General features: G+C 74.0%; 18 protein-coding genes. 4 read left to right on the top strand and 14 right to left on the bottom strand.

The genetic code is table 11. The features are described 5' to 3' along the window. Window positions 1-19 precede the first annotated feature (19 nt). Both fes and ABZ312_RS23330 read left to right on the top strand, forming a co-directional pair. Window positions 20-1,372 carry an enterochelin esterase gene (gene fes, locus ABZ312_RS23335; protein ID WP_500321553.1) on the top strand — a complete coding sequence of 451 codons (1,353 nt, stop codon included), beginning with the start codon at window positions 20-22 and terminating at the stop codon, window positions 1,370-1,372. Between the two features lie 1,211 nt (window positions 1,373-2,583). Further along, window positions 2,584-3,102, top strand: a complete 519-nt coding sequence (locus ABZ312_RS23330) for a GNAT family N-acetyltransferase (RefSeq protein ID WP_500321554.1) — start codon at window positions 2,584-2,586, stop codon at window positions 3,100-3,102. Here the strand turns inward: ABZ312_RS23330 and ABZ312_RS23325 are convergent. From ABZ312_RS23325 to ABZ312_RS23305, 5 genes are read right to left on the bottom strand one after another with little or no spacing between them, the layout of a single operon-like run. After that, the gene (locus tag ABZ312_RS23325) at window positions 3,075-3,578 is read right to left on the bottom strand and encodes a methyltransferase family protein (protein WP_500321555.1); all 504 of its coding nucleotides are present in this window, start codon (window positions 3,576-3,578) and stop codon (window positions 3,075-3,077) included. The two genes, ABZ312_RS23330 and ABZ312_RS23325, sit on opposite strands and share 28 nt — an antisense overlap. Continuing rightward, window positions 3,575-4,375 carry an ABC transporter ATP-binding protein gene (locus ABZ312_RS23320; protein ID WP_500321556.1) on the bottom strand — a complete coding sequence of 267 codons (801 nt, stop codon included), beginning with the start codon at window positions 4,373-4,375 and terminating at the stop codon, window positions 3,575-3,577. The genes ABZ312_RS23325 and ABZ312_RS23320 overlap by 4 nt, the downstream gene beginning before the upstream one ends. After that, complete coding sequence (locus tag ABZ312_RS23315; protein ID WP_500358682.1) at window positions 4,368-5,141, bottom strand: ABC transporter permease; 774 nt, start codon at window positions 5,139-5,141, stop codon at window positions 4,368-4,370. The genes ABZ312_RS23320 and ABZ312_RS23315 overlap by 8 nt, the downstream gene beginning before the upstream one ends. Further along, on the bottom strand, window positions 5,138-5,911 hold the full coding sequence (locus tag ABZ312_RS23310) for an ABC transporter permease (RefSeq protein ID WP_500321558.1): 774 nt from the start codon (window positions 5,909-5,911) through the stop codon (window positions 5,138-5,140). The genes ABZ312_RS23315 and ABZ312_RS23310 overlap by 4 nt, the downstream gene beginning before the upstream one ends. Continuing rightward, window positions 5,908-6,888, bottom strand: coding sequence for an ABC transporter substrate-binding protein (locus ABZ312_RS23305; RefSeq protein ID WP_500438668.1), 981 nt, complete (start codon window positions 6,886-6,888; stop codon window positions 5,908-5,910). Before ABZ312_RS23305 ends, ABZ312_RS23310 begins: the two co-directional genes overlap by 4 nt. 588 nt (window positions 6,889-7,476) lie before the next feature. Here ABZ312_RS23305 and ABZ312_RS23300 point away from each other — a divergent pair. Continuing rightward, window positions 7,477-8,613 (top strand): serpin family protein, encoded by a 1,137-nt coding sequence (locus ABZ312_RS23300; RefSeq protein WP_500321560.1) that lies wholly within the window; start codon window positions 7,477-7,479, stop codon window positions 8,611-8,613. Between the two features lie 16 nt (window positions 8,614-8,629). On the opposite strand, the gene ABZ312_RS23295 is transcribed toward ABZ312_RS23300, so the two are convergent. Continuing rightward, window positions 8,630-9,817 (bottom strand): L,D-transpeptidase, encoded by a 1,188-nt coding sequence (locus tag ABZ312_RS23295; RefSeq protein WP_500358680.1) that lies wholly within the window; start codon window positions 9,815-9,817, stop codon window positions 8,630-8,632. Between the two features lie 265 nt (window positions 9,818-10,082). Here ABZ312_RS23295 and ABZ312_RS23290 point away from each other — a divergent pair, with 265 nt between their 5' ends. Further along, window positions 10,083-10,784 carry a DUF4232 domain-containing protein gene (locus tag ABZ312_RS23290; RefSeq protein ID WP_500438667.1) on the top strand — a complete coding sequence of 234 codons (702 nt, stop codon included), beginning with the start codon at window positions 10,083-10,085 and terminating at the stop codon, window positions 10,782-10,784. Window positions 10,785-10,801: 17 nt separating this feature from the next. Here the strand turns inward: ABZ312_RS23290 and ABZ312_RS23285 are convergent, their stop codons facing one another. The 8 genes from ABZ312_RS23285 to ABZ312_RS23250 all read right to left on the bottom strand — a co-directional run bounded on the left by ABZ312_RS23285 (window position 10,802) and on the right by ABZ312_RS23250 (window position 22,607). Continuing rightward, window positions 10,802-11,740 (bottom strand): S66 peptidase family protein, encoded by a 939-nt coding sequence (locus tag ABZ312_RS23285; protein ID WP_500438666.1) that lies wholly within the window; start codon window positions 11,738-11,740, stop codon window positions 10,802-10,804. Further along, the gene (locus tag ABZ312_RS23280) at window positions 11,737-13,734 is read right to left on the bottom strand and encodes a S9 family peptidase (RefSeq protein WP_500438665.1); all 1,998 of its coding nucleotides are present in this window, start codon (window positions 13,732-13,734) and stop codon (window positions 11,737-11,739) included. Before ABZ312_RS23280 ends, ABZ312_RS23285 begins: the two co-directional genes overlap by 4 nt. Then, a complete protein-coding gene (locus ABZ312_RS23275) occupies window positions 13,731-15,071 on the bottom strand; it encodes a M20/M25/M40 family metallo-hydrolase (RefSeq protein WP_500438664.1) in 1,341 nt (446 codons plus the stop codon). The genes ABZ312_RS23280 and ABZ312_RS23275 overlap by 4 nt, the downstream gene beginning before the upstream one ends. After that, on the bottom strand, window positions 15,064-15,900 hold the full coding sequence (locus ABZ312_RS23270; RefSeq protein WP_500358675.1) for a M55 family metallopeptidase: 837 nt from the start codon (window positions 15,898-15,900) through the stop codon (window positions 15,064-15,066). The genes ABZ312_RS23275 and ABZ312_RS23270 overlap by 8 nt, the downstream gene beginning before the upstream one ends. Window positions 15,901-15,985: 85 nt before the next feature. After that, window positions 15,986-16,708, bottom strand: a complete 723-nt coding sequence (locus tag ABZ312_RS23265) for a class I SAM-dependent methyltransferase (protein WP_500358673.1) — start codon at window positions 16,706-16,708, stop codon at window positions 15,986-15,988. A gap of 136 nt (window positions 16,709-16,844) precedes the next feature. Next, on the bottom strand, window positions 16,845-19,334 hold the full coding sequence (locus tag ABZ312_RS23260) for a SpoIIE family protein phosphatase (RefSeq protein ID WP_500438663.1): 2,490 nt from the start codon (window positions 19,332-19,334) through the stop codon (window positions 16,845-16,847). Between the two features lie 220 nt (window positions 19,335-19,554). Continuing rightward, window positions 19,555-21,948, bottom strand: a complete 2,394-nt coding sequence (locus ABZ312_RS23255) for an MFS transporter (RefSeq protein ID WP_500438662.1) — start codon at window positions 21,946-21,948, stop codon at window positions 19,555-19,557. Window positions 21,949-22,163: 215 nt separating this feature from the next. Beyond that, on the bottom strand, window positions 22,164-22,607 hold the full coding sequence (locus ABZ312_RS23250; protein ID WP_500438661.1) for an SRPBCC family protein: 444 nt from the start codon (window positions 22,605-22,607) through the stop codon (window positions 22,164-22,166). Between the last annotated feature and the right edge of the window lie 300 nt (window positions 22,608-22,907).

Here is a 22,907-nt window from a genome sequence, read left to right as displayed (position 1 = left end):
CCGGGAGGGTTTGCCGATCATGCTGTCCACGCTGTGGAGCCCGCCGAACGGCACGCCCTCGCGCGCGCCCCGCGTTCCGCGTCCCGCCCCGGTCGAACGCGCGCACAGTCCGCGGCTGGCGGCGCTCGCCGCCCGCCCCGAGCGCGAGGCCGAGTTCTGGCGGGCCGTGGAGGCCGAGGGGACACCACTGGTGGAGCGCCTGGACGGCGACCCCGGGCACGCCGCGGTCACCTTCCTGTGGCGCGGCACGGCCGCAACGCGCGCCGTACTGGCCCTGCCCAACCAGGTGCTCGACCCTGACGACCTGGCCGGCAACCTGATGTCGCGCGTGCCGGGCACGGACGTGTGGCACTGGACGATAAGGATGCGGGCCGACTGGCGCGCCACGTACGCGCTCTGCGTGGACGAGGGCGACGGCGCGGGCGTGGCCCCGTCGGGGCCCAAGGGCCAGGCGTACCTGCGCGGATTGCGGCGGAACCCGCGGCGCGACCCGCTCAACCGGGCGGATTTCCCCACCCGCTGGGGCACCGAGCCGCTGTCGGTGGTCGCCCTCCCCGCGGCACCGGCGCCGCTCGGCGCGGGGCGGAACCGGCCCGGGACGCCGGTGGGCGAGGTGTCCGTCCACACCATGCGCAGCGCTCACCTGCGCAACTGGCGCCGTGTGTGGGCCTACGCCCCGTCCGGCTACGAGGACCTCGCCGGGCTGCCGGTGGTGGTGCTGCTCGACGGGGACGTGTGGCAGCAGCACCTCGACGTCTCGGCGCTGCTCGACGGGCTCGTGGCGGCCGGCGCCCTGCCCCCGCTCGTCGCGCTGATGCCGGACGCGCTGGACAGCGACACCCGGCGCCGCGAACTCACCTGCGACGACCGCTTCGTAGCCTTCCTGACCCGTGAACTGCTGCCCTGGGCCGCGCGTCGGTGGCCGGTCAGCGGCGACCCGGCACGCACGGTCGTCGCCGGCCAGGGCCTCGGCGGACTGGCCGCCGCGTACGCCGCGTTGCGCCGGCCCGAGCGGTTCGGGAACGTGCTCGCCCAGTCCGGCGCCTTCTGGTGGCCGGCCGGGCGGCGCGCGGGAGCCCTGCCCGAAGAGTGGCTGACCGGGCGCGTGGCGTCGCTGGCGCGAAGACCGGTGCGGTTCCACCTGTCGGCGGGCCTGCAGGAATGGGGCCTGACGGCCGTGGTCCGGCGGCTGCGGGACACCCTGCTGGCCCAGGGCTACGAGGTGGCGCACCACGAGTACAACGGCGGCCACGACTACCTGTGCTGGCGCGAGGAACTCGCCCACGGCCTCGCCTCCTTGCTGCGCGGCCCCTTCCCGGGCACCCTCCCCGGCCCCCGCGTATCGGCCCCGGCCGACACGGAGCCGGTCTGACGCGGTGGCGCGGCACGCTCGCGCCGGGGGCGGTGACGACCCGGCGCGGCACGGGCCCGGGAAGTGCCCCATGGCCAGGCCTCTTTGCCGCGCGGCCCCTCCCCCGCACCCGCGTATCCGCCCAGGCCGACACGGAGCCGGCCTCACACGGCATCGCGGCACGCTCGCGCCGGGGGCGGTGGCGACCCGGCGCGGCACGGGCCCGGGAAGTGCCCCATGGCCAGGCCTCTTTGCCGCGCGGCCCGTCCCCCGCACCCGCGTATCCGCCCAGGCCGACACGGAGCCGGCCTCACACGGCATCGCGGCACGCCCGTGCCGCGGGCGGTGACGACCCGGCGCGGCCACTACGGGGACGCGTACCGGCCCGGGACGGCGAGGGACGTGCCCCACGACCGGGCCTCTTTGCCGCGCGGCCCGTCCCCCGCACCCGCGTATCCGCCCAGGCCGGCACGGAGCCGGCCTCACACGGCATCGCGGCACGCTCGCGCCGGGGGCGGTGACGACCCGGCGCGGCACGGGCCCGGGAAGTGCCCCATGGCCAGGCCTCTTTGCCGCGCTGCCCCTCCCCCGCACCCGCGTATCCGCCCAGGCCGACACGGAGCCGGCCTCACGCGGCGGCGCGGCACGCCCGTGCCGCGGGCGGTGACGACCCGGCGCGGCCACTACGGGGACGCGTGCTGACCCGGGACGGCACCCCTGGCCCCGGCCGTCGGCCGCGGCTGCGCGCCGCCCGGCGCACGTGACGGCCGCGCGGGCGCGGGGGCCCGCAACGACCACGGCATGAGCCTGGCCGCCCACCCGGCGTGGCGCAGGCGCCACCGGAGAGCGCGGCGGATGCCTGCGCACTGCCGAACCGGCACGACGACGCCCTGTCCGCTCGCGGCGTCACCGGAGCCGTCGACGACCCGAACCCCTTCGCCACCGCGGCACGGTGGACAAGGCCGTCCGCGCCGCGGCCGGGGCATCCACGCCCGAACCGGCGGGCGACGGCGCGCACACGCGTCGTCAACCCGCCGACCGGGCGGGCGCCTCGCGCGGCGCGGTCGATGACGACCACCGCGGGACGCCCCCGTGACCACGCGGTATGCGCGGCAGTCCCCGCGCCGGGCCGCCGCGAACCGCCGTGGACACCCCCCCGGAAGGGCGGCCAACGCAATGGCCGCGCTCGAAATGCGCTTGCCGGGCAGGGGCGGGGCGTCCAGACTGCCCGGGTGCTGATTCGACGTGAGACCCCCGAAGACGTCCCGGCCGTACAGGCACTCACCGCGGAGGCGTTCGCCTCCGCCGAGCATCCCGTCCCCGTCGAGGTCACGCTGCTGGCCGAGTTGCGGAAGTGCGACGCCTGGCTGCCGGAGCTGTCACTGGTCGCCGTGGACGCCGACGGCGAGAGCGTCGTCGGCCATGTCGTCTGCACGCGGGCGCACGCCGGCGGCACGCCCGTGCTCGGTCTGGGCCCGTTGAGCGTCGCGCCGGAGTACCAGCGCAAGGGCGTCGGCCTGGCGCTGGTGCACACCGTGCTGGGCGCGGCGGACGGCCTCGGGGAACCGCTCGTGGCGCTGCTGGGCAGCCCGGACTACTACGGCCGGTACGGCTTCCGGGCGAGCACGGACTACCGGATCACGCCGCCCGAACCGGCCTGGGGGCCGTACTTCCAGGTGCGCCCGCTGTCCGCCTACACCCCTTCGGTCAGCGGGGCGTTCCGCTACGCGGAGCCCTTCGACCGGGTCTGAGGGAACCGCGGCAGCCACGCGGGCACGGCCCGGCGGTACGCCTCGTACGCCTCGCCGTGGGCCGCGCGCAGCGTCGGCTCCTCGTACCAGCGGACGAACGCGGCGACCGTCAGCCACACCGCGGCGGCGTAGAGGAACAGGACCGGCCGCAGGAGCAGCAGTCCCTGCCCGGCGACGAGCGCCACGACGGCCAGATACATGGGGTTGCGGACCCGGGCGTACGCGCCGCCGGTGACGAGGCGTTCGGTGGGGGCGACGGGCGCGGGCGTGCCGCGCCCCTCGCGTACGAAGCGGGCGAAGCCGTGCAGGAGCACTGCCGCCCCAGCGAGGGCGAGCAGACCGCCGGCCACCCGTACCGGCCAGGGGCCGTCGCCGGAGGCGTACCGGGTGAGCCACCAGGGCACGAGTCCCGCCACGACGCCGGGCGCCGCGAGGAGGAATACCGCGCTGCCGAGCGCGGCCGTGGACCGTCTCATGTCTTCATGGTGCCCGCGGGCGGCCGTCCCGGACCCGTCTTGGCGGCGCGGATGTGCCCGTAGACGTGGGCGCGCAGTTCGGCGAAGCGAGGGTCGGAGCGGGTGATGATCTGGTCGCGGTCGTGGGGGAGGTCGACGGGCAGGTCCTCCTGGACGACGGTGGGCGCGGCGGAGAGGACGACGACACGGCGGGCGAGGTAGACGGCCTCGTCGATGTCGTGGGTGACGAGCATCGTGGTGATGCCGAGACGGTGCCAGAGCCCGAGGAGGAGGTCCTCGAGGTCGGCGCGGGTCTGGGCGTCCACGGCGGCGAAGGGCTCGTCCATGAGCAGGACCTGGGGCTCGTAGGCGACGGCGCGGGCGATGGCGACGCGTTGCTGCATGCCTCCGGACAACTGCCAGGGGTGGGCGGCGCCCGCGTCCGCCAGGCCGACGGCGGCAAGCGCCTGCTGGACGAGGGCGGTGCGGCGCGGGCGGGGCACGCGCTTCTCGCGGAGCGGGAGTTCGACGTTCTGGCTGACCGTCAGCCAGGGGAAGAGGCTGCGGCCGTACTCCTGGAAGACCACCGCCATGCCGGGCGGCGGTCCGTCGACGACGCGCCCGGCGAGCCGGACCTGGCCCGCGGTGGGCGTCAGGAGTCCGGCGACGCATTTGAGCAGGGTGGTCTTGCCGCAGCCGGACGGGCCCACGACGCAGACGAGTTCGCCGCGGTCGACGGTGAGGTCGATGCCGCGCAGCGCCTCGACGACGCGGCCGCGGCCCTCGTACACCTTGCGCAGTCCGGTGATCTCAAGCATGTGTCTCCCGTTGGTGCCAGTGCAGGACCCGGCGCTCGAGGGCGCGGAAGGCGAGCGAGAGCAGGAAGCCGACCAGGCCGAGCAGCACGATGCCGCTCCACATCTCGGGGATCTGGAACTGCCGCTGGAACAGCACGACCGAGTGGCCGATGCCCGAGGTGCTGGCGAACATCTCCGCGATGACCATGAGGATGATGGCCAGCGACAGCGCCTGCCGCAGTCCCGCCATGATCTGCGGGCTCGCGGCGGGCAGGACGAGGCGCCGCAGCCGGGCGGGGCCGCGCAGGCCGTAGACGCGGGCGGTGTCGGCGAGCACCTCGTCCACGGCGCGGACGCCCTCGATGGTGTTGAGCAGGACGGGCCAGATCGCGCCGGAGACGATGACGAGGACCTTCATGGTGGTGTCGAGCCCGGCGACGAGCATGATCAGCGGCACGAGCACGGGTGGCGGGATCGCCCGGAAGAACTCCAGCGCGGGTTCGGTGGCGGCGCGCAGCCGGGCCGAGAGGCCGACGGCGGTGCCGAGGGCGACGCCGAGCAGCGCGGCGAGCGCGTACCCGGCGAGGAGCCTGGCGAGGCTGGGCAGGACGTCGTCGGTCAGGCGCGCGGTGAGCCACACGTCGCCGAAGACGGCGGCGATGCGCTGCGGCGGGGGGACGTAGAAGCTGGGCTGCCACATGCTCCAAGCCCACCAGCCGAGGACGAGGAGGACGGGCAGTCCCAGCACCCGCAGGGCCGCGAGCAGGAGGCGCGCGAGGCGGCTCATGCGGCGGCCTCCCCGCGCACGGAGGGGTGCCAGGCCAGCAGCCACCGCTCCAGGCGGCGTACGGCGAGGTTGACGACGACACCGATGATCCCGGCGAGGGTGATCAGGGCGTACACGGTGGCGACGGCGCCGCCGGACTGGGCGAGCTGGATGCGCAGTCCGAGTCCGGGGCTGCCGATGACCAGTTCGGCGGTGACGGCGAGGATGAAGGCGACGGAGGCGGCGAGCCGGAGTCCGGTCATGACGTAAGGGAGCGCGGTGGGCCAGACGAGGCGGCGCAGCGTCGTCCAGTGCCCGAGGCGGTAGGAGCGGGCGGTCTCGCGGGCGACCGGGTCGACGTCGGCGACGCCGTACAGCACTTGGATGAGCACCTGCCAGAAGGCGGCGTAGACGACCAGCAGGAGACTGGAGCCGAGGTCGGCGCCGAAGAGGAGGGTGGCGAGCGGGATGAGCGCCACGGAGGGGATGGGGCGGAGGAACTCGACGGTGGAGGCGGTGGCGGCACGGGCGCCGGGAACGGCGTCGATGAGGGTGCCGAGCGCGACGGCGAGGACGAAGGCGATGGCCAGGCCCAGGGCCCAGGCGCTCATGGTGTCGCCGAGCGCCGACCAGAGCTGACGGGTGGTCAATTCGTGGCCGAGGGTGCGCAGGATCTCGCTCGCCGGGGGCAGGAAGTCCCGCGAGACCCAGCCGAGCCGCGGGACGGCCTCGGCGGTGCCGAACAGCACCGCGAGGCCGGCCGCTCCGTACGCGGCGTCGCGTCCCCTCATGGCAGGAGGGCCGGGAGGTCGGCGTCCTTGGTGAGCGTGCCGTCCTGGCGGGCGTCGTCGGCGACGGTCTGGACGGACTCCCGGTTGATCTCGGTCGGCCACTTGGGGAGCTTGATCTTGGCGATGGCCTCGGCGGGGATCGAGGTGTAGGACTTCAGGGTCTCGCGCACCGCGTCGGGGTGGGCGTCGGCGTAGGCGAGGGCCTCGTTCATGGCGGCGGTGAAGTCCTTCACCAGCTCCGGGTCCTGCTGGACGGTCTGCTGGGTGGTGAAGTACATGGCCACGGTGAGGTCCGGCGCGGCATCGGCGTAGGGCCACGCGACGGCGCGGGCCCCCTGGCCCGTGGCCTGGGTGACGAAGGGCTCGACCTCCCAGACCGCGTCGACCCGGCCCTTGGACAGGGCGGCCGGCATGTCGGGGAAGGGCATCTCGACGAACTCCACCTTGGAGGCGTCGCCGCCGTCCTTGCGCACGGCGGCGCGCACGGTCGTGTCGCCGATGTTCTTCAGCTGGTTGACCGCGACGGTCCTGCCCGCGAGGTCCTTCGCGGACTTCACCGGGCTGCCGGCCGGGACGAGGACGGCGCTGTAGTCGGTGTCCCGCTCACCGGTGGAGGCGACGCCGTTGGCGACGACCTTGAGCGGCAGGCCCTGCTGCTGTGCCGTGAGCAGGGAGGTGGTGTTGGCGAAGCCGAAGGCGAACTGGCCGCCCATCACGCCGGTGATGCTGGCGGCGCCGCCCTGCACCGAGGTGATCTTCGCGTCGATGCCGTGCTTCTTGAAGAAGCCCTGGCTCTGGGCGAGGTACACCGGTGCGGTGTCGACGATGGCGATGGCGCCGACCGTGACGCTCCGTGTGCCTCTGCCGGAGCCGGAGGGACCGCCCTTGCCGGCGGAGTCGCCGGAGTCGCCGCAAGCGGTGAGTCCGGCGGCGAGGAGCGCTGCCGCCGACAGGAGCAGGGGAAAGGTGCGACGCATGGGCACTCCCTGATCTGATCAGTTCCGTTCGCACAGTGAACTGTCGTTCATTGGGTGGTGCGCCAAGTGACGGTAGGGGCGCCGCGCGGCCGCGTCAACGGATCGCACAACGGCTCCTCGATGACAGTCGTGTCGCGGACGGGAGAGCAGGGGCACAGGGGGCACGAGGGCCGGAATTACATGGAGAAAATAATGAATTGGAGGCATTTGCCCCTGGTGGTCCGCTTTAGCCCTGAGTACAGTGGAAGTGGCCTACGGGGCGAGCGAGGGAGTCCGGTAGCACCGGAGCCGGAGCGGAAGCAGCGGCTTCCACCGCAACCGGGTACAACGGCCGGGCTGAGAGGCTCGAAGGTCTGGGAAGAGGTTTTGAGACCGGAGAGCGACCCCTAGCACCTGATCCGGACCATGCCGGCGAAGGGAGTCCCACCTCGTAGGTCGTGGAACTGTAGCCGACGAGCCCGCGCGGTGAGCGCGGGCTCACTTGTGCCCGCCGAATCGTGTCGCGCGGGGTCCCGCCGGTCACTTGGCCGCCCCACCCGTTCGCTGGGATGATCGCCTGACGCGGACGAGGCCGACGGGGTGGGGGACATGGACGACCGGATGCTGGTGGGCGCGGTCAACGCACTGACCGCGCGATGGGCCCGGGAGACCCTGGGCGCCGGCCCGGCCGGGGCGACGGTCCTCTCCGCAGCGGGAGTGTGGCCGCTGCTGGCCCTTCTCGCCGCGGGTGCCGCGGGCCCCGCCCGCACCGAACTGGAACAGGCCGTCGGCACGGACGCCACGACGGCGGCCGCCGCCTCGGGACGGCTGCTCGCGCGGCTGGACGCGATGGACGGCGTCGACACCGCCGTGGGCCTGTGGACCCGCGCCTCCCTGCCGCTCGCGCCCGGCTGGCTCTCGCTGCTCCCGGCCGGCGCCCACGGGCACTTCAGCGGCGACACCGAGACCGACCGCAAGACCCTGGACACCTGGGCGGCGGAGCGCACCCACGGCATGGTCCCCAGGATGCCGGTCGCCGTCGACCGGCACACCCTCCTGCTGCTCGCGAACGCCCTGGCCCTGCGCACCGACTGGGCCGAGCCCTTCCAGGACCACCACACGGGGACGCTCTTCCGCAGCTCGCCGCACCTGGACATGGCCGGGGTCGCGACCACCCCCTTCGGCCCGCTGACCATGGCCAAGGTGAACGGCACCAACGGGATCGAGGTCCACCTCCTGCTCGGCCCCGACCACGTCGCCCCCGGCGAGGTGATCGCCGCCGGCGTGGCCGCCCTCGGCGGGACGTACCCGGTGCTGCCCGGCAACCTGCTGCCGTACGGGCGTCCCGGGCCGGGGGTCGTGGTCGAGGACGTCACGAGCTTCGAACCGGCGCCGGCGCTCGACCTGACCACGGTGCCGTTCACCGTCGGCGCCGAGCACGACCTCCTCGACCGCGCCGCGCTGTTCGGGCTCGCCACGGCCCGGGACAGCGGCGCGGGGCACTTCCCCGGCATCAGCGCGCAGCCCCTTGCCGTCGGCGCGGCGAAGCAGGCGGCCACGGCGACCTTCAGCGCGAAGGGCTTCCGCGCCGCCGCGGTCACGGCCGTCTCCCTGATCGCCGGCAGCGCTCCCGGGCGGGCCCAGCAGGCCAGGCGCGTACGCGTCGGGTTCCTGCGCCCGTTCGGCTTCCTCGCCGTCCACCGGCTCTTCCCGGCGGTCCTCGTGGCGGGGTGGGTGACGCCCTGACCTCAGCGGGCGGCGGTCACAGGGCGCTCCCCGCCCGCCAGTCCGCCCAGCTCGCGTTCCAGGCGCCGTAGCCGTTGTTGACCTGGACGGTGTCGGTGGAGTGGACGACGGTCACCGGGTCGCCCGGTGACACGTGCTCGTAGAACCACTTGGCGTCGGCCGTGCTCAGCCCTATGCAACCGTGACTGCCGTTGACGCGGCCGAACTTGCCCTCGTTCCAGGGCGCGGCGTGCGCGAAGGTGCCCGACGTGGTGAGCCGGACGTCCCACTTCACGTCCTTCAGGTTGTACGCCTCGGGACCGAAGATGCGCACGGTGCGGGAGTTCATGGTGATGCTGGGCGTCTTCTCCAGGACGACCATGGTGCCGTTCCACGTCTCGAAACCGGACTTGCCGGTGGAGACGGGGAGGGTGCGCAGGACCGCTCCGTCGCGTCGCAGGGTGAGGGTCTTGCGGGCGGTGTCGACCGTGGTCACGACCGAATGCCCTATCCGGAAGCGGACGACCCGGTTCTGCGTGCCGTAGAGGCCGCCGCCCGCGTCGACGCCGTCGAGGTCCATGCGGAGCGTGACCTCGGTGCCGGGCTTCCAGTAGGTGCGCGGGCGGTAGTCGACGCGGTCGCGGCCGCTCCAGTCCTTCATCCAGCTCCAGGCCCCGTCCACGGCCGGGCTCGCGGTGACGCCGAGCTTGCGCTCGACGGCCGCGCGGTCGCGTATGGGCTTGTTGAACACGATCGACACGGGCATGGCGACGCCGACCGTGGTGCCCTTGTCCGGGTGGTACTCCCCCACGAAGGTGCGCTCGGGCTCGGCGGTGGTGAAGGTGGTGTGCTCCGTCAGCCGCTTGCCGTCGGAGGTGGTTGCACGGACGAGCACGTCGTACGTCACACCGGGGGCCAGCCGGCCTGCCGAGGTCCAGCTCTCCTTGGAGGACGCGAGCGTGCCGCGCAACGCCCCTGGGCCGGCGGCGGTGACGCGTACGGAGTCGATCCGCGCGGCGGTGGCCCGCACGGTGACCTTGCGGTCGACGGGCACGGCACGCCCGCCGGAGGCGGGGGCGACGGCGATCGCCGGCCGTGGCTCCGCGGCGTGGGGCCCACTGCCGGAGCCGCTGCACGCCGACAGCGACGCGGCGACGGCCAGGGCGAGCGTCCCGGCTCGTACGCGCAGGGTCGTCCTCCGGTTCCGGGTCCGGTCGTTGGTCATGTGACGGCTCTCCTCCCCTGTCGAGTCGTACCTCTGCTCCTGCCCGGACTCGGGGCGGTCCACCGCATTCCGGCGACCGGAACTCCGCGGCCCGGACGGCTCCGTCGCGTCACCGTTCCGTACCAGGCGTGTACGCACGGAACCCGGGCGCGGCACGGCCTCGTGTTCCGCGGCGAACGCCGGTCGTGGGCCGGGGTGGCACAACGGGACAGCCGAACAGCCGAACAGCGGAACAGCGGAACAGCGGAACGACCAGGGGGACGTCATGGAGCGCAGGAACACGAGGCGGGCCACGATCGCGGTGGCCCTGGCGGCAACGGCGGCGGTGCTGCTGACGGGGTGCCGGGGAGATGACGACGTCGCGGGCGGCGCGCCCTCGCCGACCGCTCCGCCGACCGCTGCGTCGGCCGCCGCGCCGTCACGGACCGCGGGTGGCACCCTCCCGGTCTCCAGCACGTCCCCGGAGCCCGGGGGCACCGGATCCTCCGCCTCCTCGTCAGGTTCCACGGCGGGCCCCGCGGACCGCTGCGGCGCGGAGGACCTGGAGGCGACCGCGGCGCACCAGGCCGCCGTACGTCCCCAGGGCACGGGCACCGGGGCGGCGGTGGCCGGCTTCACCAACACCTCCGGCGCGCCCTGCGTCGTCGAGGGCTTCCCGACGGTGGCCGGGGCGGCCAACGGCTCCCCGGAGATGAACGTGCCGCTGACGGTGCGGCACACCGGTGCGGCCGCGCCCGTCAGGCTGGCGCCGGGCGGCCGCGCGTGGGTGAAGCTGACGTTCCACCAGGTCCAGGGCGAGGGCGACGGCTCCTGCGTCTCGGGGGAGGCGCCGGTGCAGTACCCGACGATGGTGCTGGGCCTGCCCGGCGGGGCGGGCAGGCACCAGGTCGCCCTGGACGACGGGGTGTTCGCCGAGTGCGACGGTGTCGTCGCCGTCACCGCGCTGTCGGCGGACCAGCCGTCCTGAGGGCGTAGGCCCCCAGGTCAGCCGGCCGGTGCGGGCGCCTCCACCGTGAGGGTGCCCGCGTCGGCGTCCAGCACCGCGGGGACGCCGAGCGGCACGGTCAGGCTGGTCTCGCAGTGGCCGAAGCCCAGTTCCTCGACGACCGGGACGCCGAGTCCGCCCAGCCGGTCCAGCAGCACCGCCCGCACCTCCTCGTAGGGGCCGCAGTCCCGCCAGGAGCCGAGGGCGATGCCCGCCACGCCGTCCAGCCAGCCGGCACGCAGCAACTGGGTCAGCATCCGGTCGATCCGGTAGGGCTCCTCGCCGATGTCCTCCAGCAGGAGGATGCCGCCGGGCACCCCGGGCCGCCCGTCCGGCGTGCCGAGGCCGGAGGCGAGCAGGGCCAGGCAGCCGCCGACGGTGACACCGCGTGCCGTGCCGGGGACGAGGGGGCGGGCGGTCGGTGCGCCGAGCACCCGCGTCCGCTCGGGCGCGAAGAGGGTGTCCTTCAGCTGTGCGCGCGTGGGCTCGTCCTTGAGGAAGCCCTCCGCCGCGGTCATCGTGCCGTGCAGGGTGGCCAGGCCCAGCCGGACCGCGAAGGCCTCGTGCAGCGCGGTGATGTCGCTGAAGCCGAGGAGGGTCTTGGGCCCGGCCGCCCGCAGCGCCTCCCAGTCCAGGAGGTCGGTCATGCGCTGGGCGCCGTAGCCGCCGCGCGCGCAGAGCACGGCGGCCACCGACGGGTCGCACCACGCCTCCTGGAAGTCGCGGGCGCGCGCCGCGTCCTGTCCGGCCAGGTAGTCGAACGTGGGGTGCCGGTCCAGGACGTGCGGCGCCACCACCGGGTCGAGGTCCCAGCCGCGGAGGATGTCGAGCCCCGCGTCGAGCCGCTCCCGGGGGACGGGTCCGCTGGGGGCGACGACGCAGACCCGGTCCCCGGGGACCAGGCGACGGGGGCGGGTGAGCGGGACGAGCGGTGTCACTTGGTGAGCTCCAGAGGGGGTACTGAGGGCGGGGTGAAGCCGAAGACCTGGCCGTAGAGGGCGAGTTCGGACTCGAGGCAGGTGATCATCGTGTCCTCGCGGCGGAAGCCGTGCCCCTCGCCCTCGAAGGTGAGGTAGGCGTGGGGGACACCGCGTCCCGTGATCCGCTCCAGGAACCGCTCGCACTGCACGGGCCGGCAGATCACGTCCTCCAGCCCCTGCAGCAGCAGGAACGGCACGGTGAGACGGTCGGCCCGGGTGACCGGCGAACGGTCGCGGTAGCGCTCGGGGACGTCGGCGTAGGGGCCGATGAGCGAGTCGAGGTAGCGGGACTCGAAGTCATGGGTCTCACCGCCCTCGGCCCAGCCGGTGAGGTCGAGGAGGGGGTACTTGATCACGCCGCAGGCGTAGACGTCGGTGCCGGTGAGGGAGGCCGCGCTCGTCCAGCCGCCGGCGCTGCCGCCGCGGATCGCGAGCCGCTGCCCGTCCGCGGTGCCCTCCTCCGCCAGCGCCCTCGCGACGGCGGCGCAGTCCTCGACGTCGACGACGCCCCACTGCTCGCGCAGCCGCTCGCGGTAGGCGCGCCCGTAGCCGGTGGAGCCGCCGTGGTTGACCTCGACGACACCGATCCCCCGTGAGGTGAAGTAGGCGATCTCCAGGTCGAGCACGAGCGGGGCCCGGCTGGTGGGGCCGCCGTGCACCCAGACGACGTAGGGCGGCAGCTCTCCCTCGGGCGCGGCGAAGTAGGGGTTCGCCGGCGGGTAGAGCTGGGCGTGGATCTCCCGTCCGCCGGGCCCGGTGAAGGTGCGTTCCACGGGCTCGGGCAGGAACTCCGTTGGCACCGTGTCGTGGTGGGCGGCACCGATGACGCGGGTACGGCCGGTGCAGGTGTCGAGTTCGAGGACCTCGAACGAGCTGCGGGCCGACGCTGCCACGGCGACCACCCGGGTGCCCTCGGTGGACAGCGCGGCGGTCCACTCGGTCCACGGCCCCGGCGCGTCGACCAGCTCGCCGGTCGCCGCGTCGAGTATCCCCAGTCGCTGTGCCCCCTTGCCGTGCAGCACCGCCAGCGTCCCCGCGGCGAGCGGGGCGAACCAGCGGGCGCCCATCTGCCAGCCGGGCCCGGCGAACTCCTCCTGCGCCGGCCGCAGGTTGACCGCGTCACCGGTGGCCGGGTCGACACGGTGCAGGTTCCACCAGCCGTCGCGGTCGGTGGCGGCGATCAGGGTCCCGTCCGGTGTCCACTCCGCCTGGGCCACCGACTCGGTGGGGCCGCCGAGGATCCTCCGGGCGGCGCCGAAGGTGCCGTCCGCGCCGACGGCGGCGTACTTGAGCTCCGTGCCGTCCCACGGCATCCGGGGGTGGTCCCAGGCGGTCCACACGGCCTGCCGGCCGTCCGGGGAGAGCCGGGGCGAGGTCACGAAGTGGTGTGCGTCGTCGGAGAGTTCACGCACGGCGGAGCGGTCCTCGGCGGCCGAGCCGTCGAGCGGAACGGCGGCGAGGACCCGTCGTACGTCGCTCGGGCCCGCCCCGGTGAACTCCTCCAGTACGCACCACACCTCACCGCGGTCCGGATGGATCTGCGGATCGGCCCAGCGCAGCCCGTCACCGACGGGGGAGAGCGGGGTCAGCGGCCGCGGCACGGCGCCTGGCGCGTCGGGCTCGTACGCGTAGAGCCGCTGGTCCGGAAAGTGGGAGAAGACGATCAGCGGTCCTCCCCCGGGCCGTGCCGTACCCGTCCAGGCCCGGCCGCCGTACTCGATGACGCGGGTGCGGACGTTCCACGGCGCGGGCAGCGGGCCGTCGACCCTGCCGTCCGCGCGGCGGCGGACGAGGGCGCGGCGGCCGCCCTCCGCCGGCCGTGGTTCGGTCCACCACACCTCGTCACCGACGAACCCGGGGAACTCGGGGCGCCCGTCGTGTGAGGCGGCGGTGCGGGCGTCGACCGGCGACTCCCAGGCACCGTAGGGGGCGATGATCGGGGCACGCGTCATCGGGCAGCTCCGTCGGTCGTGTCCTGCCGGCCCAGCATGAACCGGTCGAGTACGCGGACGCCGAAGTGCAGCCCCTCCACCGGGACCCGCTCGTCGACGCCGTGGTACATCCCCGCGTAGTCGTAGCCCTCGGGGAGCTTCAGCGGGGAGAAGCCGTACCCCGTGATGCCGAGCCGCGAGAACTGCTTCGCGTCAGTGCCGCCGCCCATCACGTAGGGCACGACGTGGGCATCCGGGTCGAAGTGGATCAGCGCCTCCCGCATCGCGGCGTAGACCGGCGCGTCCAGGGGGGCCTCCAGCGGGATCTCGCGGTGGTGGAACTCCCACTCGACGTCCGGGCCGGTGAGCTCGTCCATGGTGGTCGTGAACTCCTCGTCGCCGCCGGGCAGGACCCGGCCGTCGACGTAGGCGACGGCGCTGCCCGGGATGACGTTGACCTTGTAGCCGGCTTCGAGCACGGTCGGGTTGGCGCTGTTGCGGATCACCGGTTCCACCAGGGCGGCGGCGGTGCCCAGCTTGGTGAGCAGGGTGTCCACGTCGTCGAAGTCGGGCTCGACCTCGTGCAGCGCGGCCAGTTCGGTCAGCGCCGCCCGCACCGTGGGGACGATCCGCACCGGCCAGCGGTGCTCGCCGATGCGGGAGACGGCGGCGGCGAGCCGGGTCACCGCATTGGCCGGGTTGACCTTGGAGCCGTGCCCCGCCCTGCCGTGCGCCGTGAGCTTCAGCCACGCGGTGCCGCGTTCCCCGGCCGCCACGGGGTACAGCCGCAGCCCGGGTCCGGCGTGGAAGGTGAAGCCGCCGGACTCGCTGATGCCCTCGGTGCAGTCGCGGAACAGTTCGGCGTGCTGCTCGACGAGGTAGGTCGCCCCGTAGGTGGCGCTGTCCTCCTCGTCGGCCGTCAGCGCGAGCACGATGTCCCGCTCGGGGCGCAGGCCCCGGCGGGCCCAGGAGCGGACGGTGGCGAGCACCATCGCCACCGTGCCCTTCATGTCGACCGCGCCGCGGCCCCAGACCACTCCGTCCCGTACCTCGCCGGAGAAGGGGTGCACGCTCCAGTCCTCCGACCGGGCGGGCACGACGTCCAGGTGGCCGTGGACCAGCAGCGCGCCCTGCCCGTTCCCGGCGCGTGGGGCACCCTCGATCCGCGCCACGACGTTGGCCCGGCCCGGTGCGGACTCCAGGATGCGGGCCTCGATCCCGGCCTCGTCGAGCAGCCGCGCGGCGTGCTCCGCCGCGGGACGCTCGTTGCCGTCACCGCCGCCGTGGTTGGTGGTGTCGATCCGGATCAGCTCCGAGGTGAAGCGGACCGCCTCGTCCAGTGCCAGGGTGTCAGCCATACTGCTCCTCCACAGCTGCCGAGACGAGGGTGGTCACGGCCTTGTAGCAGCGGATCCCCTCGTACATGGTCGGTGACGTGTACGTGACGCGGCGCTCGCCCGTGCGCTCCACACCGGGCACGATCGCGGCGGCCCCCGCCAGGTGCGCCGCGTCGAACTCGACCTCGATCGTGAACGGCCCGCCCCGCGCCGGCTCGTGGCGCACGGCGAGCGAGGTCGCGTCCTTCGCGGCGGAGCGGATGTCCGCCGCCGTACGGGCCGGCGGCCGGCACACGGCCGCGTACCGCGACACGTAGTCCTTGACGGCGACCGTCCGCGCCGCCGGCGCGTAGTCGCGGGCGTCGAGGCCGGTCCGGTCGTCCCCCGTGACCAGCACGACGGGCACTCCGTACTCGGCGGCCACCAGTGCGTTCAACCGGCCCTCGCTCGCCGGTGGACCGCCGTTGACCCACACGCCGGTGATCGAGTTGGGGAGGTAGGTGTGGGCGAGCACCCCTTCCGTCCCCGCACCCGTGTGGAAGCCGACGAAGGCGATGCCGTCCACGTCGCCGTGCTGCACGCCCTCGACCATGGACAGGTCCTTGTGCCGCCCGGTGACCATCCGGGTCCGCTCGTCCAGCTGCTCCAGCAGCAGGTTCCGCATGGACCAGTGGGCCTCGTTGACCAGGACCTCGTCGGCGCCGCCGTCGAAGAAGCCGGCGATCGCGGCGTTCACGTCCGAGGTGAACAGATGCCGGAACCGCTGCCAGCCCTCCGTGCCGGGCAGGACGTCACCGGGCCAGGTCACCCCGGTGGCGCCCTCCATGTCCGCGCTGATCAGGATCTTCATGGCATGGAACGTTACGCAAAGTCACCGCGGCACACCAGGCCCCCGCCCCGCCTGTGGAAAACTTCAGTGGCCCAGACCGGTGGCGTCAGCCGGCACCCCCTGCCACCAGCCAGTTCGTCGGTACCTCGAGCCGCGTGCCGTCCGCCCGCCGCTCCGTCGTCACGAGCGCGACCTCACCGCGTGCGAGCACCTCCATCCCCGCCGCGCGGAAGAGCTCCGGGACGGTCTCATCGGGCAACGCGGCCGGCGCGATCCCGTGCGAGAAGACGGCCGCGAGCTTGGCGGGCGGCCCGCCCGGCCCCTGCGCGAACCTGGCCAGCACGTCCTTCGCCGACGCCGCGAGTTCGTCCGCGAACGCCCGGCCGCGCCCGCCGGTCAGCACGGCGATGCCCTCGACCAGCGGTGCGCGCTCCTCGGGCAGGCACTGGTGGAGCACTCCGCGCATGTACACGTTCGCCTCGCCCAGCTCCTCGCTCAGCCGCCGGACCGCCTCGGGGTCGGCCGCGTCGAGCTGCCGGTACTCGGCGACACTGCCCGGGTCCTGGTGCCGCGCGTGGCCGATCGCGGCCGCCGCGAGGTCCACCCCGACGGCCCGTCCGTAGTGCTTGGCCAGGAAGCGGGTCTGGGTGCCGTTGCCGCAGCCGAGGTCGACGACCGGCAGCGACGGGTCGAAGTGCGCCTCGAAGAAGGGGAGGTGGGCCGCCGCGGTGACCTCCGCCTCCGCGTCCCAGAACACCGCCCCCGGCTCTCCGGGGGCGTCGCGCCAGAAGCCCTCCCACGCCTGCAGGTTCGTGCCGGTGACGTCCATGCGATCTCTCCCCAGGTCCACGTGTCCGTCGCCGCGGACCGTGCCCGGCCGCGCGGCCGAAGCCCCGTCAGCGTCCGTGCTACCGGCGGCCGTCGGTGAGGGCAAGCGTCCGGGCGAAGTCGTGACCTCGCGTTCGCTACGTTCGAGGCCCGGCCGGGGCCCCGCCGCGTCCGCCGGTCCGCCGCCACGGCAGCGCCTGCTCGAACCAGACCGTCTTGCCCTGCGCCGTACGGCTCGCGCCCCACTCCCGCGCCAGCCGGCTCACGATCCGCAGTCCCCGCCCCGACTCGTCCTCGGGCCCGGCGCCGAGCAGGACGGGTACGGCGTGGTCGTCGTCCGAGACCTCGCACAGCAGCGCGTCCGTACGCACCAGGCGCAGCTCGACGTGCCGGGAGTGCGCGTGCCGGACGGCGTTGGTGACCACCTCGCCGACCATCAGCTCGGCCGCCTCCGCCGCCTCCTCCAGCCCCCAGCCCTCCAGGGCGCCCCGGGTCAGGATCCTGGCCCTGCCCACTTCGCGGGGGTCGAGGGCGAGCTGCCAGGTGACGACGTCCTCTCGGGCGATGCCGTTGAGCCGGGCCATCAGCAGGGCGACGTCGTCCTTGCGGCCACCCGGCGGGTTAAGGGCGCGGATGATCGTGTCGCAGGCGTCGTCCATCGAGGCCGCGGGATGCGCGGCGCTCTCGCAGAGCGCGGCGAGCCCGGCCCCGATGTCCTGGCCCCGTACCTCTACCAGCCCGTCCGTGCACAGCACGAGCCGGTCGCGGGGGCCGACGGCGACCTTGACCGTCTCGAAGGGCACCCCTCCGATGCCGATCGGGGCACCCGTCGGGACGTCGAGCAGCACGCTGCGGCCGTCCTCGGCGCTCACCAGCACGGGCGGGATGTGGCCCGCGTTGGCGATGAGCAGCTCGGACCGGATCGGGTCGTACACGGCGTACAGGCAGGTCGCGAGGTAGTGCTCGCCGAGGCGCTGCGCCAGGTCGTCGAGGTTGCGCAGCAGTTGCGCCGGCGGCATGTCCAGCGCGGCCATGGTCTGCACTGCGGTGCGCAACTGGCCCATCATCGCGGCGGCGTTGAGCCCGTGCCCCATGACGTCGCCCACGACGAGGGCGAGCCGGGAGCCGGGCAGCTTGATGGTGTCGAACCAGTCGCCGCCGACCCGGCCCAGCCGGGTGCCGGGCAGGTAGCGGGTCGCCACGTCGCACCCCGGCATGCGCGGGGTGATCTGCGGCAGCATGCTGTCCTGCAGCGTGTCGGCGACGTTCTCCTGGTACGTGTACATGCGGGCGTTGTCCAGGACGAGCCCGGCGCGGGCGGCCAGTTCGGCGCCCGTCACGCGGTCCATGTCGTTGAACGGCGGGCGCTCGCCGTGCCGCAACAGGATCATGAAACCGAGGACGACGTTGCGCGCCTTCAGCGGCACGACCAGCATCGACCGCCCGGTGATCAGCGGCCGGATGTCGCGCTTCTCGAACTGCGAGGCGATCGCCTCGCCCATGGGTTCGGTGATCCTGGGCACCAGCACCGGCTGACCGCTCGTCATGCACTGGAAGAACGGTGTGTGCTCGGGGAAAGGCATGGACTCGCCGACCGGTACGACGTCGTCCCAGCGGCCGGGCTCGTCGGTGTGCTCCAGGGCGACCCGGTACCACATGGTGACGTCGGGCGGGCCGTCGGGGAAGCCCTCGCCCGCCAGCACCTGTTCGCGCAGGTAGGTGCCCGCGACGTCGGTGAAGCGCGGTACGACGGCGGCGCTGACCTCCCGGATCGTGCGGGTCAGGTCCAGGGAGCTGCCGATGCGCCCGCTGACCTCGTTGAGGAACTCCAGGCGCTCGCGGACGGCGGCGTACTCCAGGTCGGGTTCGAGCGCCTCGGACCCGATGGCGCGCGGTTCGGTGGCGGACTCACGGACGGCACGCCGCCTGCGGGCCCTGCGCTCGTCCCGTCGGGGCACGCCCCAGTCGGGGGTGACGGGCACCCGGTCGTGCCGGCTGATCTCCAGGACGGGGTAGCCGAGTTCCAGCACCTGGGAGACGATGCGCCCGCTCTCGGCGACGCTCATGCTGGGCAGGATCTCGGGGAGCCGCTTGGCGAGCCCGTCCGCGCCGGGGAACTCGGTGTGCAGGGCGAAGCCGGGCGCGACCCGCTCGGACTCCCGGGGAGGGGAGTCGTCCTCGCCGTGCACCAGGGCGGCGTCGGCGGCCAGCACGAGCAGGCGCTCGGGACCCGGGCCGACCAGCGGGTAGGCCCACCACAGGACGTCGCCGGGGAGGCCGAGGGGGTCGGGGTCAGGTCCCTGGTTGAGCCGCGCGAGGCCGGCGGTCGGGTAGGAGGTCACGCCGCTGAGCGTGGCGTCGAGGTCGGCCCCGGGCGGCACCTCGGGTCCGTCCGGGCCGGGCTCCTCGCCGAGCGCGCCGGAGACCGGCAGCAGGTCGACGGCAGGGCGGCCGACGGCCTCCTCCCGGGTGGGCCCGAAGAGCTTGCGGGCGCCCGTGCTCCAGTGCGAGACGAGCCCGTCGCCGTCGACCACGACCACGGCGAGCGGGACGCGTCCGGAGAGTCCGGTCCGCTGCTCCGGCAGCGCGGCGCGGCTCCCCTCCCCCGGCGGAGTGCGACGTTGCATGACGCGAGCGGCTCCTTCCCCTGCGGCGCCCGGATCCCGACAGAGGCGCGGAGGTGGTCGGCCCCCGGCGCAAGATCTGCGGCTCCGCAACCACGGTACGACCGACACCGGGTGCCGCGGAGGGCATTGGACGAATCCGGTGTGCGCCCGCGGGGGGCCGTGGATGCGCCGGGGCATGCGCGGGCGCACGCCCCGGCACTGAGGGGCCGTCAGGGGCAGGTCAGTCCTCGTGGCCCAGGTGCACGTCGCGCTCGGTGCGCTCACCGCCGCTGAGCCGCAGCACGGTGGCCACCGGCGGGTACCCCGAGGCCACGACGGTGTACTCGCCCGCGGCCAGGTCGACGAAGCGGAAGACGCCGTCAGGGCCGGTCGTCACGGTGTCCAGGACGTTGCCCGCCGCGTCCAGCAGGGTGACCCGCGCGTCCTCGACGGGGCTGCCGCCCGGGCCGCGCACGGTGCCGCGCAGCATCGCGCCGCCCGCGAGTTCGACGTCCTGCCGGGTCTCCCGGGCCGCGTGCACCGACACGGGGAGCGCCGCGGGCCGGTAGGCGGGGGCGTTGGCGGCGAGCGTGTACTCCCCCGCGACGAGGTCGCTCAGGACGTAGTCGCCCTCCCTGCCGGTACGGGTGGTGGCCACCACGTCGCCGCGGGAGTCGGTGAGGGTGACGGTGGCCTCCCGTACGGCCGTGCCGTCGGCGGTGCGCACCGTGCCGGCGAGCCGCCCGGCGCCGCCGAGCACCACGTCGAGCTCGACGGGGCGCTCCCCGACGGTGACGCTGACGGCCTGCGGCTGGTGTCCCCCGGCGGCGGCGATCAGGACGTAACTGCCGCTGCCCGGGGTGCTCAACGCGTAACGTCCGTCCTCACCAGTCGCGCCACGCCCGATCTGTCGGCCGGTCACATCGATGAGGGTCAGGGCCGCCCGGCCTACGGTGCTGCCGTCGGCGTGCTGGACGGTGCCGCACACCGGGACGCCGACGCCGACGGTGTCGGCCTTGCGGGCGGTGGGGACGTGCTGGGTCACCAGGGGTTTCTCCTTGAGCAGGAAGGCGAGCAGGAAGCCGAGGGCGAGAACCGGCACCAGGTAGAGGAAGATGCGCGGCATGGCCTCGGCGTACGCCCGCACATAGGCCTCGCGCAGCGGTGCCGGCATCGCGTGCACCATTTGCGGCGTGATCGACTGGGGGTCCGGCAGGTCGACGCCGCGCGGCAGCCGGTCGGCGAGCCCGTCGGCGAGCCGGTTGGCGAACAGGGTGCCGAAGACGGCCGCCCCCACCGAGCCGCCGATCTGCCGGAAGTAGTTGTTGGCGCTGGTGGCGGCGCCGAGGTCGGCGGGCCGCACGGAGTTCTGCACGGCGAGGATCAGCACCGGCAGGACGAGGCCGATGCCCAGCCCCAGCACGCCCATGTAGACGCTGTACTCCACGCGCGGGGTGTCGGTCTCCAGCAGCGACAGCAGCCACATGCCGGCCACCGAGAGCGCCCCGCCGGCCAGCGGGAACACCCTGTAGCGCCCGGTACGGCTGATCAACTGGCCGGAGACCACGGAGGCCAGGACGACGCCGAGCATCATGGGCAGCATCAGCAGCCCGGACTCGGTGGCGCTGACGCCGTTCACCATCTGCAGGAACGTGGGCAGGTAGCTGGCGGCGCCGAAGAGGCCGACGCCGACGACGGCCCCGATAAGGGCCGAGACGGTGAAGATGCCGTCGCGGAAGAGCCGCAGCGGGATGATGGGTTCGACGGCGAACCGTTCCACCACGACGAACAGCACGGCGCAGCCGAGCGATGCCGCGCCCAGCCCGATGATCACGTCCGAGCGCCAGGCGTACGTCGTCCCGCCCCAACTGGTCAGCAGCACCAGGCAGGTGGAGCCGGCTGCCAGCAACAGTGCGCCCAGCACGTCCAGCCGGGGGCGCACGGCCGGCCGCGGCAGCTTCAGGACGACGGCGATGACGGCCAGGGTCAGCAGCCCGAAGGGCACGTTGATGTAGAAGCACCAGCGCCATGAGGCGTGGTCGGTGAAGAAACCGCCGAGCAGCGGCCCCGCAACGGAGGCCAGGCCGAAGGATGCGCCGATCAGGCCCATGTACCGGCCGCGTTCCCGGGGCGGGACGATGTCCGCGATGATCGCCTGGACGCCGATCATCAGCCCCCCGCCGCCGACACCCTGGACGGTGCGGAAGGCGATCAGCTCGTCCATGGAGCGCGACCAGCCGGCGAGCGCCGAGCCGATGACGAAGACGACGATGGCGAACTGGAAGACGCTCTTGCGCCCGAAGAGGTCGCCGAGCTTGCCGTAGATCGGCAGCCCGACGGTGGAGGCGAGCAGGTAAGCGGTGACGGCCCAGGACATCTTGTCCAGGCCGTGCAGCTCGCCGACGATCTTGGGGAGCGCGGTCGCCACGATCATCTGGTCGAGCGCGGCCAGCAGCAGGGTCAGCATGAGCCCGAGGAAGACCAGACGCACCCTGCGCGGGCTCAGTCCGCCGACGGGCGCCCCCTGCTCCTGCGGCACGGCTGCGGGTCGGTCCTCGGGGCCCGTGCCGGCGCCGGTCACGTCCGTGAGGGTGCCGGTCTCCTCGGACAGGGTCGTCCCGGTGGTGCCGCCCATCTGCGTACCGCTCCCCTCGTCGCGCCTGCCCTGCGACAACGATCTGGGGCGCCGGGGATGCGCCGGAGCGCGGCAGATCCACCCTTTCAAGTGACGTGCCCACCGGCGTGCGCCCACCGGGCGCCGGCCCGGCGCATGGGGCGCGTACCCGTGCGGCGCGTCAAGGGAGGTGACCGGGCGTCACCCGGCTCCGGCCGCCTCCCTTGTGCCGCCTGCTACTTCTCGGTCACCGCGGCGAGGCGCGCGAGCACCGCGTCGTGGATGCGGTTCAGGCCCTTGGGGGCGAAGGTGCGCTCGAAGAAGCCGCCGATGCCGCCGGCGCCGGTCCACGTGCTGGTGACGACCGCCTTGGCGCGGCCCTCGCCGGCCGGGGTGACCGTCCAGGTGGTGACCATGGTGGAGTTGCGGTCGCTCTCGACCAGCTGTCCCGGGGTCGGCTCGGTCACCGCGAGGAGGCAGTCCCGCACGCGCTTCTCGGTCGCCTGCAGCTTCCAGTGCACCAGGGTGCCCGCGCCGCTGCCGCCCTCGCGCACCTCGTACTCGCTGTACTGCTCGGGAAGCAGTCGCTGCCGGGTGCCCGCGTAGTCGGCGAGCGCCGCGAAGACGCTCTCCGGGCTCGCCGCGATCTCGCGCTGAGTGGTGGCCTCGACCTGTGCCATGCGCCGTCCTCCGTCGATCCGTGTGCCGTCGCCGACAAGCCAATCACCACGGCCGCGTGCCCGCGAAATCGGGCCGCCCTCCCGGAGGGGCACCTCCGTACGACGGCCCACGGGGTCCGGCCGCCGCCCGGCGGGAAATCACGTGCCCCGCCGGCCGTGGCGCGTTATCGTCGGCTCCATGAACGTCACCGGCCACAGCATCACCGCGACCGCGCGAGCGACCAGCTCGCCGGTTGCCGCCGCCTGACGTACCCCCTTCCTCACCACCGGCGACCGGGAACGGCCCGCCGGTGGTCTCGT

Source organism: Streptomyces sp. NPDC006207 (genome assembly GCF_040613835.1).
GTDB lineage: Bacteria > Actinomycetota > Actinomycetes > Streptomycetales > Streptomycetaceae > Actinacidiphila.
This window is presented reverse-complemented; position numbering and strand designations above follow the sequence as displayed.

Excerpts from the sequence above, each read along its gene's own strand:
- fes (WP_500321553.1), top strand. The coding sequence starts at position 20 with ATGCTGTCCACGCTGTGGAGCCCGCCGAACGGCACGCCCTCGCGCGCG.
- ABZ312_RS23325 (WP_500321555.1), bottom strand. The coding sequence starts at position 3,578 with ATGAGACGGTCCACGGCCGCGCTCGGCAGCGCGGTATTCCTCCTCGCG.
- ABZ312_RS23320 (WP_500321556.1), bottom strand. The coding sequence starts at position 4,375 with ATGCTTGAGATCACCGGACTGCGCAAGGTGTACGAGGGCCGCGGCCGC.
- ABZ312_RS23315 (WP_500358682.1), bottom strand. The coding sequence starts at position 5,141 with ATGAGCCGCCTCGCGCGCCTCCTGCTCGCGGCCCTGCGGGTGCTGGGA.
- ABZ312_RS23310 (WP_500321558.1), bottom strand. The coding sequence starts at position 5,911 with ATGAGGGGACGCGACGCCGCGTACGGAGCGGCCGGCCTCGCGGTGCTG.
- ABZ312_RS23305 (WP_500438668.1), bottom strand. The coding sequence starts at position 6,888 with ATGCGTCGCACCTTTCCCCTGCTCCTGTCGGCGGCAGCGCTCCTCGCC.
- ABZ312_RS23300 (WP_500321560.1), top strand. The coding sequence starts at position 7,477 with ATGGACGACCGGATGCTGGTGGGCGCGGTCAACGCACTGACCGCGCGA.
- ABZ312_RS23295 (WP_500358680.1), bottom strand. The coding sequence starts at position 9,817 with ATGACCAACGACCGGACCCGGAACCGGAGGACGACCCTGCGCGTACGA.
- ABZ312_RS23290 (WP_500438667.1), top strand. The coding sequence starts at position 10,083 with ATGGAGCGCAGGAACACGAGGCGGGCCACGATCGCGGTGGCCCTGGCG.
- ABZ312_RS23280 (WP_500438665.1), bottom strand. The coding sequence starts at position 13,734 with ATGACGCGTGCCCCGATCATCGCCCCCTACGGTGCCTGGGAGTCGCCG.
- ABZ312_RS23275 (WP_500438664.1), bottom strand. The coding sequence starts at position 15,071 with ATGGCTGACACCCTGGCACTGGACGAGGCGGTCCGCTTCACCTCGGAG.
- ABZ312_RS23270 (WP_500358675.1), bottom strand. The coding sequence starts at position 15,900 with ATGAAGATCCTGATCAGCGCGGACATGGAGGGCGCCACCGGGGTGACC.
- ABZ312_RS23265 (WP_500358673.1), bottom strand. The coding sequence starts at position 16,708 with ATGGACGTCACCGGCACGAACCTGCAGGCGTGGGAGGGCTTCTGGCGC.
- ABZ312_RS23260 (WP_500438663.1), bottom strand. The coding sequence starts at position 19,334 with ATGCAACGTCGCACTCCGCCGGGGGAGGGGAGCCGCGCCGCGCTGCCG.
- ABZ312_RS23255 (WP_500438662.1), bottom strand. The coding sequence starts at position 21,948 with ATGGGCGGCACCACCGGGACGACCCTGTCCGAGGAGACCGGCACCCTC.
- ABZ312_RS23250 (WP_500438661.1), bottom strand. The coding sequence starts at position 22,607 with ATGGCACAGGTCGAGGCCACCACTCAGCGCGAGATCGCGGCGAGCCCG.